The organism is Rothia santali (assembly GCF_024199905.1).
Taxonomy (GTDB): domain Bacteria; phylum Actinomycetota; class Actinomycetes; order Actinomycetales; family Micrococcaceae; genus Rothia; species Rothia santali.
Genome location: NZ_JANAFB010000011.1, coordinates 26,600 through 46,952, shown reverse-complemented (window position 1 = coordinate 46,952; position 20,353 = coordinate 26,600). Strand labels below are relative to the sequence as shown.

Sequence of the window (20,353 nt, the reverse complement as noted above, 5' to 3'; positions counted from 1 at the left end):
CCGGCCGGGAGTCGTCCGGCCGGGCCCGCCCTCCGGGTCACCTCCGGCTGCCGACCGCCGGGGTCGAGACCGTGTCGGAGTCGTGCAGGAGGTTCACGCCCCGGGTCTCCGGGATCGTCGCGACGGTCACCAGGCCCACGGCCCCGACCACGATGAGCGTGAAGGCCGGCACCATCTGGTTCCCGGTGACCCCGATGAGCCAGGTGTTGACGTAGGGGAGGGTCCCGGCGAAGAAGGCGCCCGCCACGCTGTAGGCCATGGACAGCCCGCTCTGCCGCGTCCGGGTCGGGAAGAGCTCCGCCACGGTCGAGGCGTGCGTGCCGAGGATCAGGGCGAGGATCGCCGCGAGCCCGAACGTGGAGAGGAAGCCGGCCACGACGGTGCCCTGGTGCATGTAGGCGAACAGGGGGTAGGCCAGCAGGACCAGGAGCACCCCGGCGGCGAGGAGTACGGGCTTGCGCCCGAACCGGTCCGAGGCGATGCCGCTCAGGGGGATGATGGCGATGGCCGTGAGCGAGGCGACCGCGGAGAGCACCGCCGCCTGCCCGGCCGGCAGCCCCACGAGCTGCTCCTGGTAGGTGATGAGGTAGACGAGCACGACGTAGAACGTGCAGTTCATGAAGATCTCGATGCCCACGGTCTGCAGGAACTGCTTCCCGTTGGACCGGAACACCTCGCGGATGGGGGCCGCGGAGACGGTCTCGAGCTCCTGGAGCGCCTGGTACTCGGGGGTGTCCTCGATCTTCATCCGGATGTACAGCCCCACCAGGGCCAGCGGCACCGTCATCAGGAAGGGGATGCGCCAGGCCCACCCCTCGACCTGGTCCGGGGTGAAGACGACGAACATGCCGGCCACGACCATGGAGGCGAGCAGGAACCCCAGGACCGAGCCGAACTCGATCCACGAGCACCCGAAGCCGCGCCGCTTGGGCGGGGAGAACTCGGCGAGGAAGGCCGCCGCGGAGCCGAACTCGCCGCCGGCCGCGATCCCCTGGATGACGCGGGCGACGACGAGCAGGATCGGCGCCCAGATGCCGATCGTCTCGTAGGAGGGGATCAGTCCCAGCAGGAGCGTCCCGGCCGCCATCGTGACGATGACGATCGACAGGGTCCGCTTGCGCCCGAGCGTGTCCCCGAGGTGGCCGAAGAGGACCGAGCCGAGGGGCCGCACGAAGAAGGCGATCGCGAAGACGGCGAAGACCGAGAGAAGCGCGGCCGTGTCGTCCTGCTGCGGGAAGAAGATGTGGGCGATCGTCGTCGCCAGGTAGGCGTAGATCGCCCAGTCGAACCAGTGCACCAGGACGCCGATGGCGCCGGCGACGACGTTCTTGCGGAGCCCCTTCCGGGTGCTCTGGTGGCTCGTGCCTGCCACGTCGCTCATGCGTCCTCCTCATGTCCGGCCCGGGGGCCTGCGGTTCGTTGGGAACCCACGTTAGGGCTGTGAGCTGCTCCACCACCATTGACTTATTCAGATGGACCCATCGAAGAAACGCATACCGTGAAGGGCCGGTTTCGGGCAGGTAAAACCTCGCCGGGAGGGGTGCGGACGAGGTGCTGGGAGGGGGCAGGCAGGGCACCCGGAGGGGTGGGGCGGCGCACCGGGAGGGGTGCGGGCGGCGCCCCGGCAGGTGCCGGGAAGGCCCCGGACAAGGCCCCCGAGCCCGGGGTCAGCCGGAGGCCGCTGGGCCGTCCCCGAGGGCCTCGCGGCAGGCGTCCACGAAGGCCTGGCCCTTGCGGGAGAGCCGCTCGCCCCGGCGGTGGGCCACCCCGACCCGCAGCGTGGAGCGCGCGTCGGAGATCGGGACCCGCACGATCCGCCGGCCCTCGTTGGTGAGGTCGTGGGCCGGCGTCTGGTTCAGGATCGTGTAGCCGTGCCCGCGGGCCACCATGGAGCGGACCACCTCGAAGTTCTCGAACCGCTGGTGGACCTCGGGGCGCAGCCGCGCGTCGTGGAAGATCGAGAGGAAGTAGTTGGCGCTCTTGCCCATGTCCAGCAGGATCAGCGGCAGGGCGGCCAGCTCCCCCAGGGTCACGGCGTCCCGTCGCGCGAGCGGGCTGCCCTCCGGCAGCGCCGCGTAGAGCGGGGCCTCGCTGAGCCGCAGGAGGTCGATGTCCCGGCCGTAGTCGAAGCTGTAGGTCAGGACCGCCTCCATCTCCCGGCGGAGGAGCAGCTGCTCGACCTCGTCGCCCGTGACCTCGCGGATCCGCACGTCCAGGGCGGGGTAGGCGGAGGTGAGCCGCTCGTGGATCTCGGGGAGCCAGAACGGGGCCAGCGTGGTGAAGCACCCCGCGGTCAGGGCGCCGGAGAGCCGCTCGGACCCCAGGGTGTCCACGGCGTCGTCCACCGCGGCGAGGATCCCCAGGGCGGAGGCGTAGAAGGCGCGGCCCCGCTCGGTGAGCACGACGCCGCGGGAGCGCTGCCGCAGCAACAGCTCGCAGCCGACGGCGGACTCCAGCTGCGCGATCGCCGCCGAGACGGCCGACTGCGCGACGTACAGCTCCGCCGCCGACGCCGTCATGGAGCCGAGCTCCGCGGTCCGCACGAAGTACCTGAGCTGACTGAGGGTCAGTCCGTCCCGGGGTCCCGCCATGTCCGATCACTCCCTCCTCGGCCGCGATGCCGCGGGCCTCGCCGCGCACCCGCCACGAGCACACATCCGTTTCGTTGATGTTTCGCCGAATTTTACATCTGTTTTTTCGATGGACCTCCGCACTTTCAACTATTTGAATCCCCACGGCGGCCGGGCCGAGACTGATGAGCACCCGGACCGCCCCCGCGGCGACGGCCACCGGCAGGAGACCCTTCCCACCGGCGTCGTCCCACGCTGCGGTCCCGGCACACTCTCCTCGCGGCCCGGCGGGGTCACGGACTCACGGAAGCGGGGATCGAAGGATGTCGCATCAGGAAACCGAGGTGCTCGTCGTCGGCGCGGGCCAGGCCGGCGTGGCGATGAGCGAGCACCTGAGCGCCCGCGGCGTGCCGCACCTCGTGCTGGAGCGGGACCGCATCGCCGAGCGCTGGCGCACCGGCCGCTGGGACTCCCTGGTGGCCAACGGCCCCGCCTGGCACGACCGCTTCCCCGGCCTGGAGTTCGACGGCGTCTCCCCCGACGGGTTCGCGACGAAGGACCAGGTCGCGGACTACTTCGCCCGGTACGCCGAGATGATCGGCGCGCCCATCCGCTGCGGCGTCGAGGTCACCTCGGTGCGGCGACTCCCGGGCCGGCCCGGCTTCCGCGCGGAGACCTCCGAGGGGACCGTGGACGCGCGCTACGTCGTGGCGGCCACCGGGCCCTTCCAGCGGCCGGTCCTGCCCGCCGTCGTCCCGCCCGAGGCGGGGCTGCACCAGATCCACTCGAGCGACTACCGCAACCCCGCACAGCTGCCCGAGGGCGCGGTCCTGGTCGTGGGGGCGGGCTCCTCCGGGGTGCAGATCGCGGACGAGCTGCACCGGGCGGGGCGCCGGGTGTACCTCGCCGTCGGGCCGCACGACCGCCCGCCCCGCCGCTACCGCGGCCGCGACTTCGTTTGGTGGCTCGGGGTCCTGGACAAGTGGGAGGCCTCGGCGCCCCCGCAGGGCGCGGAGCACGTCACGATCTCCGTCAGCGGCGCCCGGGGCGGGCACACCGTGGACTTCCGCTCGCTCGCCGCGAGCGGCATCCAGCTGCTCGGCCGCGCGACCGGCTACGCCGACGGGACGCTGCGCTTCGCGGAGGACCTGGGCCGGAACATCGCTCGCGGCGACGCCGACTACCTCTCCCTCCTCGAGGAGGCCGACGCCTACGTCGAGCGCAACGGCCTCGACCTCCCCGAGGAGCCGGAGGCCCACCGGCTGGCCCCGGAACCGCCGTGCGTGACCGACCCCCTCCTCGAGCTCGACGTCGCGGAGGCCGGCCTCGCCTCCGTCGTCTGGGCCACCGGCTACGCGGTGGACTACGGCTGGCTGGAGGTCGACGCCGTCGACGAGCGGGGCCGCCCGCGGCATCAACGCGGCGTCTCCTCGGAGCCGGGCGTGTACTTCCTCGGGCTGCCGTGGCAGTCCCGCAGGGGCTCGAGCTTCATCTGGGGCGTCTGGCACGACGCCCGCTACATCGCCGACCACATCGAGATCCAGCGCGGGTACCAGCGGTACAGCCCGGCGGAGGCCGAGCAGCGCCGGCCCGCGCGGAGCGGCGCGCGGGCCTGAGCCCGCGGACCGGCCGCGACAGTCCCGACGACGACATCTCCGACCCCATCCCCGACGACAGCACCACCAGAGGAAGAAGGCACCCGATGAAGCACACGCGCATCCGCCCGTTCAACACCCAGGAGACCTACCCGGAGCAGAACCTGGACAACGACCTGTGCCAGGCGGTCGTCGCCGGGGGCACGGTCTACCTCCGCGGCCAGATCGGCCAGGACCTGGACACCCGCGAGTCGGTGGGCGTGGGCGACGTCGAGGCCCAGGCCGAGAAGGCCATGGCCAACATCGCGCTCCTCATGGAGGAGGCCGGCGGGACCCTCGAGGATCTCGTCAAGGTGGTCGTCTACCTGACGGACATCCGCTACCGGGAGCCGGTGTACCGGGTCATGGGGCGGTGGCTGAAGGGGGTCTACCCGGTCTCCACCGGGCTGGTCGTGGATGCGCTGGCACGTCCCGAGTGGCTGGTCGAGATCGACGCGACGGCCGTGCTCTCGAACGGGGAGCGGTCATGACCTTCAGCATCGCGGGGACCGACGGCCGCGGCCGGTTTGGCATCGCCGTCTCCTCCTCGTCCCCGGCGGTCGCGGCCCGCTGCGCGCACCTGCGGGACGGCGTGGGGGCCGTGAGCTCCCAGAACATCACCGACCCGCGGCTGGGCGGGGCGCTCCTGGACCTCCTCGAGGAGGGGCTGGGCGCCCAGGAGGCCCTGGACCGCGTGGTCACCCGGGAGGGGACCGCGTCGTTCCGCCAGCTCGTGGTGCTCGACCGGCGCGGCGGCTCCGCGGTCTTCAGCGGGGCCGGCACCCTGGGCACGCACGGAGGCGCGAGCGCCGGGGGCGAGGACGCAGGCGCGTGCGTGAGCGCCGGCAACATGCTGGCGCACGACGGCGTCCCCAAGGCGGTCTGCGAGGCCTTCGAGCGGACCGGCGGCGAGCTCGAGACCCGCCTGGTGGCCGGGCTCCGCGCCGGGCTGGACGCCGGGGGTGAGGCCGGTCCGGTCCGCTCCGCCGGGGTCTCCGTGGTCTCCGGCCACGGCTGGCGGGACACGGACCTCCGGGTCGACTGGCACGAGGACCCCGTCGCCGAGCTCGAGCGGCTCCTCCAGGTCTGGCTCCCCCAGCGGGAGGACTACGTGGTCAGGGCCCTGGATCCGGCGGCGTCGGCGGGATACGGGGTGCCCGGCGATGACCGCTGACCCGCACGCCCGCACGGCTGCCCCCGCCCCGCGCCCGGACGACGACGCCGCCGCCCGCTCCCGCGTCCTCGCGAGCATCGCGTCCGCGGCCCCCGCGCTGACCGACCTCTCGGAGCGCCTCCACGCGCACCCCGAGGTCGCCTGGCAGGAGCACCGGGCCGCGGCCTGGACGGCGGAGGCCCTCGCGGGGCACGGGTTCGAGGTCACGACGTCATACCTCGGCTTCCCGACGGCGATCCGCGCCCGCCTCGGCACGGGCCGCCGCCGCGTCGGGCTCATGGCGGAGTACGACGCGCTGCCCGGGCTCGGCCACGCCTGCGGGCACAACATCATCACCGCGGCCTCGGTGGGGGCGGCCGCGGCGTTGGCCGGGTTCGCGGAGGAGCGCGACCTCACGGTCGAGGTCTACGGGACGCCGGCCGAGGAGGGCGGGGGCGGGAAGATCGAGCTGCTGAAGAAGGGCGCCTTCGCGGGGCTCGACCTCGCGCTCATGGTCCACCCGAGCCCGGTCGACTGGGCGGAGGCCCGCCCGTTCGCCGTCTCCCACAGCCACATCGAGTACCGCGGCCGGTCGGCGCACGCCGGCGCCTACCCGGACCGCGGGGTGAACGCCAACGACGCGTTCCTCATCGCCCAGACGTCGCTGGGGCTGCTGCGCCAGCAGCTCCCGCCGGACACGCGGGTGCACGGCATCCAGACCACCGGCGGCCAGGCGCCCAACGCGATCCCGGACCGCACCGACGGCCGGTGGTACGTCCGGGCGGGCACGCTCGCGGAGCTCGAAGGCGTCCAGGCGCGCGTGGAGCGCTGCTTCCGAGCGGGCGCCCTGGCCACCGGGTGCGAGCTGACGATCACCCCGGAGTCGGAGCCCTACGCGGAGTTCCGCACCGAGCACCGAGCCCTCGAGATCTACCAGCGGCAGGCCGAGTCGCTCGGCCGCCGCTTCGACGCCCCGCCCGAGCACGCGACCATGAACCGCGCCTCGACGGACATGGGCAACGTCTCGCAGGTCGTGCCCGCGATCCACCCGTACATCGGGCTCGGCTGCTACCCGGCCGCCAACCACCAGCCCGACTTCGAGGCGCACTGCGTCGGCGAGGCCGCGGACCGCGCCATCGCCGACGGCGCGGCGGCGCTCGCCCTCACGGCCCTCGAGTACCTCGGGGAGCCGGAGGGCTGAATAGCCCCCGGGGCCCAAGTCGACGGGCCCCGGGCGAATCGCCCCGCGAAGGCCGCCCCGCAGCTCAGACCCGCTTCCCCGCCGTCGGCCCCGGCCTGAGCGAGTAGATCTCCTCGATCCGGACGAGCACCGCGGCCTTCGGCGGCGCCCCGCCGCGCCCCCGGGCGAACTCGGCGGCCTCCTCCAGCACGGGCCCCTCCTCGTGGACCTCCGCGCGGCCGAGGAAGCGGTAGCCGTCCGGCGCCTCGCGGTCGATCACCGCGACGGCCACGCGCGAGCCCGAGCGGATGTTCTCCAGGTGCCGGCCCGCGGTGTTCTCGTTGAAGATCAGCGTCGAGTCGTCGTAGACGCGCAGCGTGCGCTTCGGCCCGATGTTGGGCGTCTCGGCGTCGGTCACGGTCGCGAGGACCGGCAGCTGCGCGGCCAGCAGCTCCTTCATCTCGGGCGTCAGGGTCTGGCTCACGGGCTCTCTCCTTGCGGTCGGGCGTCAGGCGGTCCCAGGACGGGACCGCGGGGTGCCCCGGGGGCATGTCCACCGGGCGCCCGACGTCGCCCCCGGGAGGCTTCCGACGGGCGCCCGGCGGATGGTGCGCCGCCCACTCGGATCTCCCCTCGATGCCGACCGGACGGCACCCCCGGGCACCGCCTCCACCCTAAGTACGTTCCAACGTACTTTGCAAGACAGGCACGACGTAGATTAAACGAGCCGTCCATGATAGAACCATATCTGGTGCCTCTCATCGGAGACGGCACAACATGTAGTAGTCGTCATCGAGGGGGACGAGTGCCTTGAATCGACCGTCAGCAGTCATGGAACGCCCCGGGACCGCCCTGCGCGAGATCCCGCCGGAGGAGTGCCCGGACCTGGTGTACTTCTCCAGCGCCTCGGGCAACACCCGCCGCTTCGTGGAGCGCCTCGCCCGCCCGGCGGCCCGCATCCCGCTGCGCCCGCGCCGCGAGGGCCGCATCCGGGTCACCCGCCCCTACGTGCTCGTGGTCCCGACCTACGGCGGCGGCGAGCGCGCCGGCGCCGTCCCCAAGCAGGTCGGGGCGTTCCTCAACGACCCCGCCAACCGGGCCCTGCTGCGCGGCGTCATCACCTCCGGCAACACCAACTTCGGCGAGTACTACTGCCTGGCCGGGCCCCTCATCGCCGCCAAGTGCGGCGTCCCGGAGCTGTACCGCTTCGAGCTGCTGGGGACCGGACGCGACGTCGAGCGGGTCGACGCCGGGCTCGAGCGCTTCTGGGCCGGTGCGGCCGCCTCGGCCCCGGCGGCCTCACCGATCCCGCCGGCCCCACCGATCCCACCCGCCTCACCCGCCTCACCCGCCTCACCGACCTCACCGACCTCATCGACCGCCCACGGAAGGACCCGACCTTGACCCTCACGCCCCCCGCCGCGACGTCGTCGCCATCCCCCAGCGCCACCGGTTCCGATGCTTCCGGCACTTCCGGCTCCGACGCCATCGGCTCCGGCCCCGCCGCCTCCGTCCCCGGCCGCGGCGACGCCGGCACCACCCCGCAGGCCCCCGGCATCGGCGAGCGCAAGGACTACCACGCCCTCAACGCCCAGCTGAACCTCTTCGCCCCCGACGGCTCGATCCAGTTCGAGCGCGACCGCGAGGCGGCCGCCGAGTACTTCCGCCAGCACGTCATCCCGAACACGGTGCGCTTCGGCAGCCTGCGGGAGCGGATCGACCACCTGATCGAGCACGAGTACTACGAGCGGGAGTTCATCGAGGCCTACGCGTGGCCGTTCGTCGAGGCGCTGCACCGCGACGCCGCGGCCGCCCGCCACCGCTTCGCCTCCTTCCTCGGCGCGTTCAAGTTCTTCACCTCCTACGCGCTGAAGACCTTCGACGGCCGGCGGTACCTCGAGGACTTCACCGACCGCGTCGTCGCCACCGCCCTGTTCCTCGGCCGCGGCGACGAGCGGCTCGCGCGCGGGCTCATGGAGGAGATGATCTCGGGCCGCTTCCAGCCCGCGACCCCCACCTTCCTCAACGCCGGGAAGAGGCAGCGCGGCGAGCTGGTCTCCTGCTTCCTGCTGCGGATGGAGGACAATCTCGAGTCGATCGGCCGCTCCGTGAACTCCGCGCTGCAGCTGTCCAAGCGCGGGGGCGGCGTCGCGCTGCTGCTGAGCAACCTAAGGGAGGCCGGCGCGCCGATCAAGCGGGTCGAGGACCAGGCCTCCGGCGTCGTGCCGGTCATGAAGATCCTGGAGGACTCGTTCTCCTACGCCAACCAGCTGGGGGCCCGGCAGGGCGCGGGCGCGGTGTACCTGCACGCGCACCACCCGGACATCCTGCGCTTCCTGGACACCAAGCGGGAGAACGCGGACGAGAAGGTGCGGATCAAGACGCTCTCGCTCGGCGTCGTGATCCCGGACGTGACCTTCGAGCTCGCCCGGCGCGACGAGCGGATGCAGCTGTTCAGCCCCTACGACGTCGAGCGGGAGTACGGCGTCCCGCTCTCCGACCTCTCGATCACCGAGCACTACGAGGAGCTGGTGGCCAACCCGCGCATCCGCAAGAGCTCGATCAGCGCGCGCGAGTTCTTCAAGACCCTCGCGGAGCTGCAGTTCGAGTCCGGCTACCCCTACGTGCTCTTCGAGGACACCGCCAACCGCGCCAACCCGCTGCGCGGCTGGATCAACATGTCCAACCTCTGCTCGGAGATCCTGCAGGTCAACAGCCCCTCCGAGTACGACGCCGCGCTGGGCTACCGCGAGGTCGGGCGGGACGTCTCCTGCAACCTCGGCTCCCTGAACATCGCCCGCGCGATGGCCTCGCCGGACCTCGGCGCCACCGTGGAGACCGCCGTCCGCGGCCTGACCAGCGTCTCGGAGCAGACCGACGTCGACGCCGTGCCCTCGGTGGCCGCGGGCAACGCGGCGAGCCACGCGATCGGCCTGGGCCAGATGAACCTGCACGGCTACCTCGCCTCGCAGCGCATCCGCTACGGCAGCGCGGAGGGCGTGGACTTCACCGACATGTACTTCTACGCGGTGACCTACCACGCGCTGCGCGCCTCCCACCGGCTGGCCCGCGAGCGCGGCCGCGCCTTCGAGGGCTTCGCGGACTCCTCCTACGCGGACGGCTCCTACTTCGCGCAGTACCTGGAGCGCGAGTGGGCGCCGGCCACCGAACGGGTGCGGGAGCTCTTCGACGACGCCGGCGTGTGCCTGCCGACGCGGGCCGACTGGAAACGGCTGCGGGACAACGTCGTGCGCGACGGCATCTACAACGCCTACCTCCAGGCCGTCCCGCCCACCGGGTCGATCTCCTACATCAACCACGCGACGGCCTCGATCCACCCGATCGCCTCGAAGATCGAGATCCGGAAGGAGGGCAAGCTGGGGCGCGTCTACTTCCCCGCCCCGCACCTGGAGGACGGGAACCTCGAGTACTTCGAGGACGCCTACGAGGTGGGGTACGAGGGGATCATCGACACCTACGCCGCCGCGAGCCGGCACGTGGACCAGGGACTGAGCTGCACCCTGTTCTTCCGCGACACCGCCACGACCCGGGACATCAACCGGGCCCAGATCTACGCGTGGCGCAAGGGCATCAAGACCCTGTACTACATCCGGCTGCGCCAGCAGGCGCTGATCGGGACCGAGGTGGAGAACTGCGTGTCCTGCGCGCTGTGAGCCCGGCGCCGGGCGCGGCGGCCCTGCGACGCCGTCGCGCCCCGTGAACCATCACGCCCATCCCCCAGACCAAGACCCGAGGAGCCCCATGACCACCACCGATCCCGCGACCGAGCCCCTGCACCTCCCCTCGACCACCCCGCCCGGCTACCGCCACGACCCGGCGGCCCGGCTCCGGCCCGTCAACTGGAACCGGGTGGCCGACGAGAAGGACCTCGAGGTCTGGAACCGCCTCACCGCCAACTTCTGGCTGCCCGAGAAGGTCCCGCTCTCCAACGACCTCCCCGCCTGGCAGCGCATGAGCGAGGCGGAGCGCACCCTGACCATGCGCGTCTTCACCGGCCTGACCATGCTGGACACGATCCAGGCCACCGTGGGCGAGGTCAGCCAGATCCAGGACGCCCGGACCGAGCACGAGGAGGCCGTGTACACCAACATCGCGTTCATGCAGTCGGTGCACGCCCGCTCCTACTCCTCGGTGTTCTCCACCCTGACCAGCACCCCGGAGATCGACGCCGCCTACCGCTGGGCCGTGGGCAACGACCTGCTGCAGGAGCGCGGCAAGAAGGTCCTGCGGCACTACTACGGGACGGACCAGCTGAAGCGGAAGGTCGCCTCGACGCTGTTGTCCTCGCTGCTGCTCTACGCCGGCTTCTACCTGCCCCTGCACTTCTCGGTGCACGCGACGCTGACCAACACCGCGGACATGATCCGGCTGATCCTGCGCGACAAGGCCGTCCACGGCTACTACTCCGGGTACAAGTACCAGCGCGGCCTGGAGCAGCGCCCGGAGGCGGAGCGGGAGGAGATGCGCGCGTTCACGTTCGACCTCCTCGAGGAGCTCTACGAGCTGGAGCTGCGCTACTCGGGGGCGCTCTACGAGCCGCTGGGGCTGATGGACGACGTCGCCGTCTTCGTCCGGTACAACGCCAACAAGGCGCTGATGAACCTCGGCTACCCGGCCCGGTTCGCGCCCGAGGAGACCGAGGTCAACCCGGAGATCCTCGCCGCGCTCTCCCCCGGGGCGGACGAGAACCACGACTTCTTCTCGGGCTCGGGGTCCTCGTACGTGATCGGGACGGCGGAGGATACGCGGGACGAAGACTGGGAGTTCTGAGGGGGCAACGAGGGATCCGGGGGTCCGACGACGCGCGGGATGGGACGCGGTGCGAGGCGGCACGGCACGGCACGGCACGGCACGGCACGGCACCTCATGATGTGGCGAACTGCGGGTGACGTGACGGCCTGTGGAGTGATGCGACTCACTGCTACCCTGACAAGGTCGGACGGCCTCCCCGTCGGCGGCATCGAGGAAGGCGAGGCGAAGGCCCATGGAACCCCTGCGAAACTCCAGAGCGCGGGCGGCCGGCGTCGTCGCGGCCGGCGCGGTGCTGGCGCTGCTGATCTCCTCGTGCTCCTCGGACGGCTCGGGAGACGGGACGGAACCCTCGGCGACGGGGTCGATGTCGGCCACGGCGTCGCCATCGGAGACGTCGTCGGCCACGGAGAGCCGGGCCGCCACGGCGTCGGCCTCCGCCTCACCGGGGCCGTCCGGGACGACACCGGGCGCGACGCCGACCGGCCCGGTCGTCGCCGAGCGGGACGAGCCCCTGGTCCAGCGCGTGAGCTACCCGGTCCGGGGGACCGCGGATCCGAGCCAGAACTGGGGCGACCTGTACCTGCCGGCCGGGAAGCACGCCGAGAAGTCGGTCCCGCTGGTGGTCCTGATCCACGGCGGCTCGTGGCAGGACCAGGCGGGGGCGAAGGACTTCGAGTCGTACGCGGAGTCGCTGGTGGACCGCGGCATGGCGGTCTACAACATCGAGTACCGCCGCGTGGGGTCCGGGGGCGGTTGGCCGACGACGTTCACCGACGTCGCCTCCGCCCTGGACTTCGTCCCGGAGCTGAGCCGGCAGCACCCGGAGTTCACGACCGACGACGAGCTGGTGGTCGGCCACAGCGCCGGCGCGCAGCTGGCCATGTGGTCCGGGACCCGCGACTCGGCGGAGGAGCACGAGCTCGGGGCGCACCCGAAGTTCGTCCCCACGCGCGTCGTCTCACTGGCCGGGCCGCTCGACATGGTTTACGCCGCGGAGCACGGGGACGACCGCATCGAGAAGGTCCTCGGCGGCACCCCGCAGCAGGTCCCGGAGCGCTACTCCGACGTCGACCCGATCCAGAACATCGACACCACGCTCCCGGTGGTGGCCATCCACGGGACGAAGGACACCACGGTCGCCCCGGAGAACTCGCGGCGGTACATCGACGCCGTCACCCAGCAGGGCGGGCAGGGCAGCCTGCACCTGATGGACGGTGAGGACCACGGCTCGCTGATCGACGCGAAGTCCTCGCACTACGACGAGATCCTGGACCTCATCGACCAGACGGCGGACGCGCCGGTGGAGCGGGTGGCGAGCGCCTCGGCGACACCGGGCGGCTGAAGCCCGACCCGGAGTGTGACGTCAGTTCTTCAGCATTCCCACCGAGACATTACCGGGAAGTATACTCATCGTTTGTGATTTAGGTCATAATCTACTCATGAGCTTCGCAGACGGCATCCAGGACCTCGTCACCAAGATCCGCAGACAGCGCGCGTCGATCCAGACGGAGGAGGCGACGAAGAACGCCTTCGTCATGCCCTTCATCTCGCGCGTGCTGGGGTACGACGTCTTCAACCCCCTCGAGGTGGTTCCCGAGTTCACGGCGGACCACGGCACCAAGAAGGGCGAGAAGGTCGACTACGCGATCATGCGCGACGGCGAGGTGCAGATCCTCATCGAGTGCAAGCACATCGGCGACGGCCTGAACATCAAGCACGCGTCGCAGCTGTTCCGCTACTTCTCCGTCACCAACGCGCGGATCGCCATCCTGACCAACGGTCAGGTCTTCAACTTCTACACCGACCTGGACGCGCCCAACATCATGGACGAGCGCCCCTTCCTGGTCCTGGACCTCCTGGACATCGACGAGAGCATCCTCCCCGCCCTGGAGAAGCTGACGAAGGAGACGTTCAGCCTCGACTCCGTCATCAGCTCGGCGGAGGAGCTCATGTACGTCAGCGCCCTTAAGCGGGAGCTGGCCGGCGAGTTCAAGGAGCCCTCCACCGAACTGGTCAAGATGCTGATGTCCAGGGTCTCCGACCGGCGCGGGACGGCGGACAACCTCCGCGAGTTCCGGGACCTGGTGGGCAAGGCGACGAAGCAGTACCTCAAGGAGCAGGTGAACGAGCGGCTCAAGACCGCACTGGGGGACTCCGAATCCGTCCCCCTCGTGAGCAGCGAGACGGAGGCGGTAGCTCCCGAGCAGACGCCCGTCGATGAGGACCCGGTCCCGCCCGCCCCGATTCCCGAGATCAACACCACCGAGGAGGAGATCGCCGGCTACCAGATCATCAAGGCCATCGCCTGCAGCGAGGTGAAGGCGCATCGCATCACCCCGCGGGACAGCAAGACCTATTTCGCGGTGCTGCTCGACAACAACAACCGACGCGCCGTCGCTCGCCTGCACTTCAACGGCAAGTCCAAGAAGTACCTCGGGATCCTTGACGAGGAAAAGAACGAGACGAAGCACCTCATCGAGGACCTGGACGACATCTACCGCCACGCGGAGGACATCCGCGACGTCGTGCGGAGGCTCGACCCGGAACGCGTGTGATGCCCGAGGCTCTCACTTCGGGGTGAAGGCCGCTCCTCCTGCCGAAGGAGATCCGGGCGGCAGACGATCGGCGGCAGCGGCCCGAACCGCAGACCACCGACGTCCGCAACCCGGACCCCCTGCGTGCCTATCGCGTGGTGTACCCCCCATTGGCGAAGATCGTCTGCCCGGTGATCCACCACCCCTCCGAGGCGAGGAAGCGCACGATCGGCGCAATGTCCTCGATCCGGGTCAGCTGGTTCCCCATGGCCTGGGACTTGTGGAACTCCACGCGCTCGGGGGTCTCCTGGCCGTAGAAGAACGGGGTGTCCATCGGGCCGGGCGCCACCGCCGTCACCGAGATGCCGCGGGGCGCGAACTCCTTCGCCGCGGCGCGCGTGAAGTGCTCCACCGGCGACTTCCCGCCCGCGTAGGTGGAGTAGCCATCGGTGAACGCCGCCAGCAGCGCGGTCACGACCGTGACGATCTTGCCGCCGTCGGCCAGATGCCGCCCCGCCTCCTGGATGAAGAAGTACGCGGCCTTGGAGTTGATGTCGAACATCGCGTCGTACTCCTCCTCGGTGGTCTCCGCGATGGGCTTGCGCAGCACCCTGCCCACGGTGTTCACCGCGACGTCGAGGGGCCCGATCGCCGACTCCGCGTCGTCGAACAGGCGCGCGAGGTTCGCGGGGACCGTGAGGTCGCCCTGGAAGATCGCGCCCCGGACGCCGGCGGCCTCGACCGCGGCCAGCGTCTGCTCGGCGTCGGGCCGGCTGGACTCGGAGTTGAAGTGGATCGCCACGTTCGCCCCGGCGTCGGCCGCCTGCCGGGCGATCAGGCCGCCCAGGTTCTTCGCCCCACCGGCGATGAGAACGTTCTTGCCCTTGAGCGTGTGCTCGGTCATGGCTCCTCCTACATATCGTCGATATATCAGCGTATATAGCTGATATGTGAGTACTGTAGCAGTATGACAGAGCGTGAGGGAACCGGTACACGGGAACGGCTGATCGCCGCGGCGGCCGACCTGATCGCCGCCTCCCCCGGGGAGGACTTCTCCCTCCGGGAGGTCTGCGACGCCGTCGGCGTGAAGATGCCGACGCTGTACCACTTCTTCGGGTCCAAGCAGGGACTGATCGACGCGGTCGTGGAGCGCGGTTTCGACCTCTACCTGTCGGAGAAGTCGGCCATGGAGTCCTCGGGGGACCCGATCCAGGACCTCCGGGCCGGCTGGGACGCGCACGTGACGTTCGGGCTCGCGCACCCGGGCTTCTACACGCTGATGTACGGCAAGGTGCGGCCGGGGTACTCGCCGGCGGCCCAGTCGCGGCCCAGCCGGATCCTGGGCGAGCTCACCGCGCGCGCCGCGGAGCAGGGCCGCCTCGCCGTCGACCCCCGTCAGGCGGCCGCCCACGTCCTCTCGACCAACATCGGGGTGACGCTGCGGCAGATCATCCTCGCCGAGGCCGACCCGGCGCTCTCGGCGAGCGTGCGCGAGGGCGTGATCTCCGCGATCACCGGCGGCGGCGCGGGCTCCCCGCACGACGCCGTCGGCGCCGTCGTCGAGCAGGCCGCGGCGCACCCGGAGGTCCTGGGCGCGTCCGAGACCCGGCTGCTGATCGAGTGGCTGCGGCGGCTGAGGGAGGGCGCGCCGGGACGGGACCGGGACGACGCGGCCGCGAGCCCGGCGGGACCCGCAGCGGAATAAGCCGCCCCGGGGCGAGGTTCACTGAGCAGAGAACCACGCTCCCAGGAGGCAGGACATGACGCAGGGCCGCAAGAGGATCGGTTTCCTCTCCTTCGGGCACTACCGGGACGTCCCCGGGGCCCGGGTGGCCACCGGCGGCGACTCGCTCCGGCAGCACGTCGACCTGGCCCAGGCCGCCGAGGAGGTCGGCTTCTCGGGGGCGTGGCTGCGCGTGCACCACTTCGAGCACTCGCTGACGGCCCCCTACCCGCTGCTCTCGGCCATGGCCGCCCGGACCACCACGCTCGAGGTGGGGACCGGCGTCGTCGACATGCGCTACGAGAACCCGCTCTACTCCGCCGAGCTGGCCGCCGCGACCGACCTGATCAGCGGCGGGCGCCTGCAGCTGGGCATCAGCCGCGGCTCGCCCGAGCAGGCCGTGGACGGGCAGGCGGCCTTCGGGTACGAGCTGCCGGCGGGGCGCACGTGGGCCGAGGAGGTCGGCGAGCGCACCGACCGCTTCCTGGCCGCGGTCGCCGGCGAGCCGATGGCCCGCTCCGCCCGCGCGGGGGCCGAGGGCGCGCCCACCCTCCGCGTGGAGCCGCACTCCCCCGGCCTGCGGGAGCGCATCTGGTGGGGCGCCGGCAAGGTCGCCACCGCCGACTACGTGGCCGAGAAGGGCATGAACCTGCTCAGCTCGACGCTGCTCCTCCAAGACGACGGCCGCCCCTTCCACGTCCAGCAGGCGGACCAGATCCGCCGGTACCGCGCGGCGCGGGCGGACGACGCCGGCCTGGCCGCCGTGACTCGCAGCGCCTTCCCCGTGACCACCGAGTGGGACGAGCGGTACTTCGGATTCGCCGGCGAGTCGTCGGACTCCGTGGGGTACCTGGACGGCAGCTCGGCCCGCTCGGGGCCCACCGTGGCCGGGCCGCCGGAGTCCGTGGCCCGGAGCCTGCTCGCCGACGAGGCGGTCCAGGAGGCCGACTACGTCCTCTTCGCCCTGCCCAGCCAGCTCGGCACCGACTACAACGCGCACCTGCTCGGCAACATCGCCGACGTCGCGCGGGAGCTGGGGTGGCTCGCGCCGCGGATGTGATTTGTCCTCACGCCCTACCCCGAGTCCCCTCGCCTCCGCCGCTCGATGTTCAGCTCGATGATCTGCGCGGTCTCGGGCGCGATCCCGTCCAGCGTCACGGCACCGAAGGTCCGGCGGTAGGAGACGGCCTTGAACGCGCTGACGACGCCGGTCAGGAACAGCACGGCGCCCAGCGCGAGCACCACGGCCTCCGCGCCGCCGACGCTGCTGTGCGGCTCCGCGATCAGCCACGCCAGGACGAGGCACAGCAGGCCCACGATCCTGGTCGACCACGAGAGGTTCCGCCACCGGTCCTGGCGCTGCCGGAGGGACTCGACGAGATTGGCCTGCATCTCCGCGTCGTGGGCGGCGAACATCCGATGGGCGGTGAGGGGACGGCGCTCGGCGCGCAACTGCGCCAGGGCCGCGCGCAGCCGTTCGGCCCCCTCATCGGTGAGGTCCGGATCTACCCCGTACGAGTGGCGCATGGTGACTTTCTGCCGAGGACAACGTGCCGGACCACAATGTAACCCACACCGCCGCGGGGTGGCAGACCCGCCTCACCAGGTGGGAAGCGGCCCGCCGACCGCTCAGCCGCCGGCCCCGGCGTCGTCCCTCCGCCGCCCCGCGTACACCCCCAGGATGACGAAGCCCAGCACGGCCCACACCAGCCCGATCAGCAGCGCGACCGGCGAGGAGTTCGCCAGCACGACGGCGAGGATCACCGCCCCGACCACCGGGATCACCACGTGCCGCAGCACCGACGGCGCCCCGCCCCGCCGCTTGAGCATGAAGTAGGTCAGCACCGACACGTGCACCATGATGAACCCGACGAGCGCGCCGACGTCGACGATGGAGACCACGACGTCGAGCCCGTCCGAGCGCGTGGCGGCCCACCCCGCGACGACGATGTTGCCGGTCGCCGCCACGAGCACGCCCACCAGCGGCGCCCCCGTCTTCCCGGAGACCCGCGAGAAGACCCGCGGGATCGCCCCCGAGCGCCCCATGTCCATGAGGATGCGCGAGGCCGCCGACTGCCCCACCAGCGCCGCGAACGCCCCGCCCGCGGCTTTCGCGAGCGCGAGTAGCCAGTACAGGAAGGGCGAGATCGCCGAGTCGACGGTGTCGTAGTACGCCCCGCCCTGCAGCGAGGGGTCGGCCTGCAGCTGCTCGGTGGTGTACGGGCTCAGCAGCGAGCCGACGTAGGTCTGGGCCATGAAGAGGAAGCCGGCGACGACGAGGCAGACCAGCGTCGCGCGCCCGATCACCCGGTGCCCGCCCTTGGTCTCCTCGGCGAAGGTGGCCAGCGCGTCGAAGCCGAGGTAGGAGAGCACCGCCGCGGAGACCGCGCCCAGCACGAGGTGCCAGGAGATCCCGGCGTCGCCCCCGGTCAGCGGGTCCAGCCAGCCGCGCACTGGCCCGCTGGTCGCGAGCACCCAGGCGCCCGCGGCGAGCACCATCAGCAGCACCACCACCTCGATCACCACCACCGCCGTGGAGACCCGCGAGGTCACCTTGACCCCGGAGAGGTTCAGCGCCGTGGTCACCACGACCGCCAGCACCACGAACACCCACACCGGGACCTGCGGAAACAGCGAGTTCAGCGCGATCCCGGAGAACAGGTACGCGACCGAGGGGATCAGCACGTAGTCCAGCAGCACCATCCACCCGGACATGTACCCGGTGCGCCGCCCGATCGCCTCGCTCGCGTAGGCGAACACGCTGCCGGCGCGCGGCACGGCTCGGGACATGACGGCGTAGCTCGACGCCGTGAGCGCCATCGCCAGCGTCGCCACCAGGTACACCAGGGGCACGACGCCGCCCGACTTGGCATCCAGCGTCCCGAAGACCCCGACCGCGGCCGCGGGCCCGATGAACACCAGGCCGTAGGCGACGAGCTGGTGGAAGGAGATCTCCCGGCGCAGACCCGGCTCCGCGACGGAGCCGGCCTGATCATGTGAACGGACCATGAGGCGATCTTAGGCCCGTGACGTGGGGAAGGGGATCCCCGGTTCGCTGGGGGCACGGGGCGCGTTCACGGTGCGCATGCCGTGAACGCACCTCACGGGGGGGTGATCACCATGAGGCGGCCACTACTCGCCGCGCGCCCCCGCTCCTACCGCCCGGCGCTGCTCGCGCGAGCCTAGCGCGCGAGCTGGTAGACCCGCTGGCGGGTCACCCCGAGCACGCGGGCGGTCTCGGCCGCGCTGTAGTGCTTGGTCTCCCGGAGCATGCTCACCGCCTCGCGCTTGCGCGCGCCCGCGTGATCCAGGGCCGCGCGCGCCGCGCGCTCCTCCTCCTCGCCTTCATCCCAGATGCGCCGGGCCTCGGCTTCGCCGTCCAGGCGCACGCTCACGCCGATGTCCTCTTCGGCAGGGCCGTCCTCGTCCCAGGCGGTGATGATCCCGCGGGCCTCCTCCTCGACCGCCGAGAGCTTCGTGGCCTGGCCGACGGCCCCGAGTGCCGGAATCTCGAAGACCCAGAAGCTCGCCTCCGGGTGCACCTCGCGGTGGGCGATCACCTCGTAGACCGTCGCGGCCTGCCGTGCTTGTGCGTCCATCACGTCCACTCCTTCGGAATCTCGACTCCCGCCCGCGCCAGCTGGGCCAGAACGCCGGGTGTGACGATACGGTGCCCGGTGGGCACCGAGATCTTCCCGGCGCCGTCCGCGCTGCCCCAGATCTCGTGGCTGCCTCTGGCGTCGCGGAGGTAACCCCAGCCCTGAGAGCGGAGGAGCTTGAGGACGTCCTTCGTCTTCTGCGGCTTCATACAGTCTCGTATATCCCCCATTGACAATCAAGGCAACCCCCTCTTGACATTATCGAGTGAAATCCCGCCTCGAGCCGTCACAGCGGCGGCGAACCCGGGCAGGCTGCCCCTGTCGTCTCGGTGGCTGAGGGCATCCACGACACTCGCCGACCCCCGACGCTGAGCCTGCGGGCTCACCCATTCCCGGCCCTCGACCACTGGGCGACAGCCGGGCCGACGTCGAGTAGCTGAGTGGCGCGGCGATGATCGATGGTCTTCACCTGCCCCGGGGGCACCTCAGACATCCAACGCCGCTCCATCGGTCAGGGAAGCCCGCGGTCGCAGACGTCAGGTGCACTCGGTTCGACGTGCTCCCTTTATGTGGTTGGACGCTGCAGCAGGTGCTCCGCGAGCCCCCGGGCAGAGGCGAGCGAGGTCGCGTCGCCGTCGAGGCCGCGGTGGGCGATGGCTCCCTCCAGCAGCAGGAAGAGGTGCTCCGTCAGCGCCTCGGGGTTTTCCGCGTCGGGGCAGTCGGCGCGGACGAGCCCCGCCAGGCGGTCGCGCACGGCCCGCTTGTGCGCGCGCACCACCCGGTAGGCGGGATGCTCGGCGGGCAGCTCGCCGGCGGCGTTGAGGAACGCGCACCCGCGCTCGGAGGACCACTCGTCATCGGCGTACGCGTCGAACACGGCCAGCGCCCGCGGCCAGGGAGCCCCCGCGATCCGCCGCTCGAGGCGTTCCCACCATCTCTGGTGACGGGCCTGGAGGTAGACCGCGACGAGGGCGTCCTTGGACCCGAAACGGTCGTAGAGGGTGCGCTTGGTGATGCCGGACTCCCGCGCGATGGTGTCCACCCCGACGGCGTGGATGCCCCGCCGGTAGAACAGCTCGGCGGCGACCTCCACGATCCGCCGCGCACCGGGCGTCAGCTCCGGCACCTTCAGCACCTCCGCGGTCTCCCCTGCTGTCATCTTCGCTCCTCTGCGTCTTGACTTCACT

Annotated in this window: 19 protein-coding genes and 1 pseudogene; 11 read left to right on the top strand and 9 right to left on the bottom strand. The window is 71.4% G+C overall.

The window, feature by feature from the left end:
* Nucleotides 1-37 precede the first annotated feature (37 nt).
* A complete protein-coding gene (locus tag NBM05_RS06165; RefSeq protein WP_254165894.1) occupies nucleotides 38-1,381 on the bottom strand; it encodes an MFS transporter in 1,344 nt (447 codons plus the stop codon).
* A 286-nt stretch (nucleotides 1,382-1,667) separates the two neighbouring features.
* Nucleotides 1,668-2,591, bottom strand: coding sequence for a LysR family transcriptional regulator (locus tag NBM05_RS06160; RefSeq protein ID WP_254165892.1), 924 nt, complete (start codon nucleotides 2,589-2,591; stop codon nucleotides 1,668-1,670).
* 302 nt (nucleotides 2,592-2,893) lie between these two features.
* Between NBM05_RS06160 and NBM05_RS06155 the strand changes: the two genes are divergently transcribed.
* From NBM05_RS06155 to NBM05_RS06140, 4 genes are all read left to right on the top strand, one after another.
* Nucleotides 2,894-4,186 carry a flavin-containing monooxygenase gene (locus tag NBM05_RS06155; protein ID WP_254165890.1) on the top strand — a complete coding sequence of 431 codons (1,293 nt, stop codon included), beginning with the start codon at nucleotides 2,894-2,896 and terminating at the stop codon, nucleotides 4,184-4,186.
* Nucleotides 4,187-4,272: 86 nt separating this feature from the next.
* The gene (locus NBM05_RS06150; RefSeq protein WP_254165888.1) at nucleotides 4,273-4,695 is read left to right on the top strand and encodes a RidA family protein; all 423 of its coding nucleotides are present in this window, start codon (nucleotides 4,273-4,275) and stop codon (nucleotides 4,693-4,695) included.
* Nucleotides 4,692-5,378, top strand: coding sequence for a DUF1028 domain-containing protein (locus NBM05_RS06145; RefSeq protein ID WP_254165886.1), 687 nt, complete (start codon nucleotides 4,692-4,694; stop codon nucleotides 5,376-5,378). The genes NBM05_RS06150 and NBM05_RS06145 overlap by 4 nt, the downstream gene beginning before the upstream one ends.
* Nucleotides 5,368-6,558, top strand: coding sequence for an amidohydrolase (locus NBM05_RS06140; protein ID WP_254165884.1), 1,191 nt, complete (start codon nucleotides 5,368-5,370; stop codon nucleotides 6,556-6,558). Before NBM05_RS06145 ends, NBM05_RS06140 begins: the two co-directional genes overlap by 11 nt.
* A 64-nt stretch (nucleotides 6,559-6,622) precedes the next feature.
* Here NBM05_RS06140 and NBM05_RS06135 read toward each other — a convergent pair whose 3' ends face one another.
* Entirely contained in the window at nucleotides 6,623-7,021 is a 399-nt protein-coding gene (locus NBM05_RS06135) for a pyridoxamine 5'-phosphate oxidase family protein (protein ID WP_254165882.1), read from the bottom strand.
* 347 nt (nucleotides 7,022-7,368) lie between these two features.
* Here NBM05_RS06135 and nrdI point away from each other — a divergent pair.
* From nrdI to NBM05_RS06110, 5 genes and pseudogenes are all read left to right on the top strand, one after another.
* Nucleotides 7,369-7,806, top strand: a pseudogene (gene nrdI, locus NBM05_RS06130) (class Ib ribonucleoside-diphosphate reductase assembly flavoprotein NrdI); the annotation flags it as partial.
* 287 nt (nucleotides 7,807-8,093) lie between these two features.
* Nucleotides 8,094-10,211: a class 1b ribonucleoside-diphosphate reductase subunit alpha gene (nrdE, locus tag NBM05_RS06125; RefSeq protein WP_254165952.1), complete on the top strand. Its 2,118-nt coding sequence runs from the start codon at nucleotides 8,094-8,096 to the stop codon at nucleotides 10,209-10,211.
* A gap of 88 nt (nucleotides 10,212-10,299) precedes the next feature.
* Nucleotides 10,300-11,328: a class 1b ribonucleoside-diphosphate reductase subunit beta gene (gene nrdF / locus NBM05_RS06120; protein WP_254165880.1), complete on the top strand. Its 1,029-nt coding sequence runs from the start codon at nucleotides 10,300-10,302 to the stop codon at nucleotides 11,326-11,328.
* 214 nt (nucleotides 11,329-11,542) lie between these two features.
* Nucleotides 11,543-12,652: an alpha/beta hydrolase family protein gene (locus tag NBM05_RS06115; RefSeq protein WP_254165879.1), complete on the top strand. Its 1,110-nt coding sequence runs from the start codon at nucleotides 11,543-11,545 to the stop codon at nucleotides 12,650-12,652.
* A gap of 97 nt (nucleotides 12,653-12,749) precedes the next feature.
* Complete coding sequence (locus NBM05_RS06110; protein ID WP_254165878.1) at nucleotides 12,750-13,865, top strand: type I restriction endonuclease; 1,116 nt, start codon at nucleotides 12,750-12,752, stop codon at nucleotides 13,863-13,865.
* A gap of 127 nt (nucleotides 13,866-13,992) precedes the next feature.
* On the opposite strand, the gene NBM05_RS06105 is transcribed toward NBM05_RS06110, so the two are convergent.
* Nucleotides 13,993-14,748: an SDR family oxidoreductase gene (locus tag NBM05_RS06105; protein WP_254165877.1), complete on the bottom strand. Its 756-nt coding sequence runs from the start codon at nucleotides 14,746-14,748 to the stop codon at nucleotides 13,993-13,995.
* 63 nt (nucleotides 14,749-14,811) lie between these two features.
* Between NBM05_RS06105 and NBM05_RS06100 the strand changes: the two genes are divergently transcribed.
* Complete coding sequence (locus NBM05_RS06100; RefSeq protein WP_254165876.1) at nucleotides 14,812-15,549, top strand: TetR/AcrR family transcriptional regulator; 738 nt, start codon at nucleotides 14,812-14,814, stop codon at nucleotides 15,547-15,549.
* A gap of 55 nt (nucleotides 15,550-15,604) precedes the next feature.
* On the top strand, nucleotides 15,605-16,627 hold the full coding sequence (locus NBM05_RS06095) for an LLM class flavin-dependent oxidoreductase (protein WP_254165875.1): 1,023 nt from the start codon (nucleotides 15,605-15,607) through the stop codon (nucleotides 16,625-16,627).
* A 14-nt stretch (nucleotides 16,628-16,641) separates the two neighbouring features.
* Here NBM05_RS06095 and NBM05_RS06090 read toward each other — a convergent pair whose 3' ends face one another.
* From NBM05_RS06090 to NBM05_RS06070, 5 genes are all read right to left on the bottom strand, one after another.
* Nucleotides 16,642-17,094 (bottom strand): hypothetical protein, encoded by a 453-nt coding sequence (locus NBM05_RS06090; protein WP_254165874.1) that lies wholly within the window; start codon nucleotides 17,092-17,094, stop codon nucleotides 16,642-16,644.
* A gap of 102 nt (nucleotides 17,095-17,196) precedes the next feature.
* Entirely contained in the window at nucleotides 17,197-18,576 is a 1,380-nt protein-coding gene (locus tag NBM05_RS06085) for an APC family permease (RefSeq protein ID WP_254165873.1), read from the bottom strand.
* 173 nt (nucleotides 18,577-18,749) lie between these two features.
* Entirely contained in the window at nucleotides 18,750-19,166 is a 417-nt protein-coding gene (locus tag NBM05_RS06080; RefSeq protein ID WP_254165871.1) for an XRE family transcriptional regulator, read from the bottom strand.
* Nucleotides 19,166-19,375 carry a type II toxin-antitoxin system HicA family toxin gene (locus tag NBM05_RS06075; RefSeq protein ID WP_254165869.1) on the bottom strand — a complete coding sequence of 70 codons (210 nt, stop codon included), beginning with the start codon at nucleotides 19,373-19,375 and terminating at the stop codon, nucleotides 19,166-19,168. The genes NBM05_RS06080 and NBM05_RS06075 overlap by 1 nt, the downstream gene beginning before the upstream one ends.
* A 356-nt stretch (nucleotides 19,376-19,731) precedes the next feature.
* A complete protein-coding gene (locus NBM05_RS06070; RefSeq protein ID WP_254165868.1) occupies nucleotides 19,732-20,325 on the bottom strand; it encodes a TetR/AcrR family transcriptional regulator in 594 nt (197 codons plus the stop codon).
* Nucleotides 20,326-20,353 lie beyond the last annotated feature (28 nt).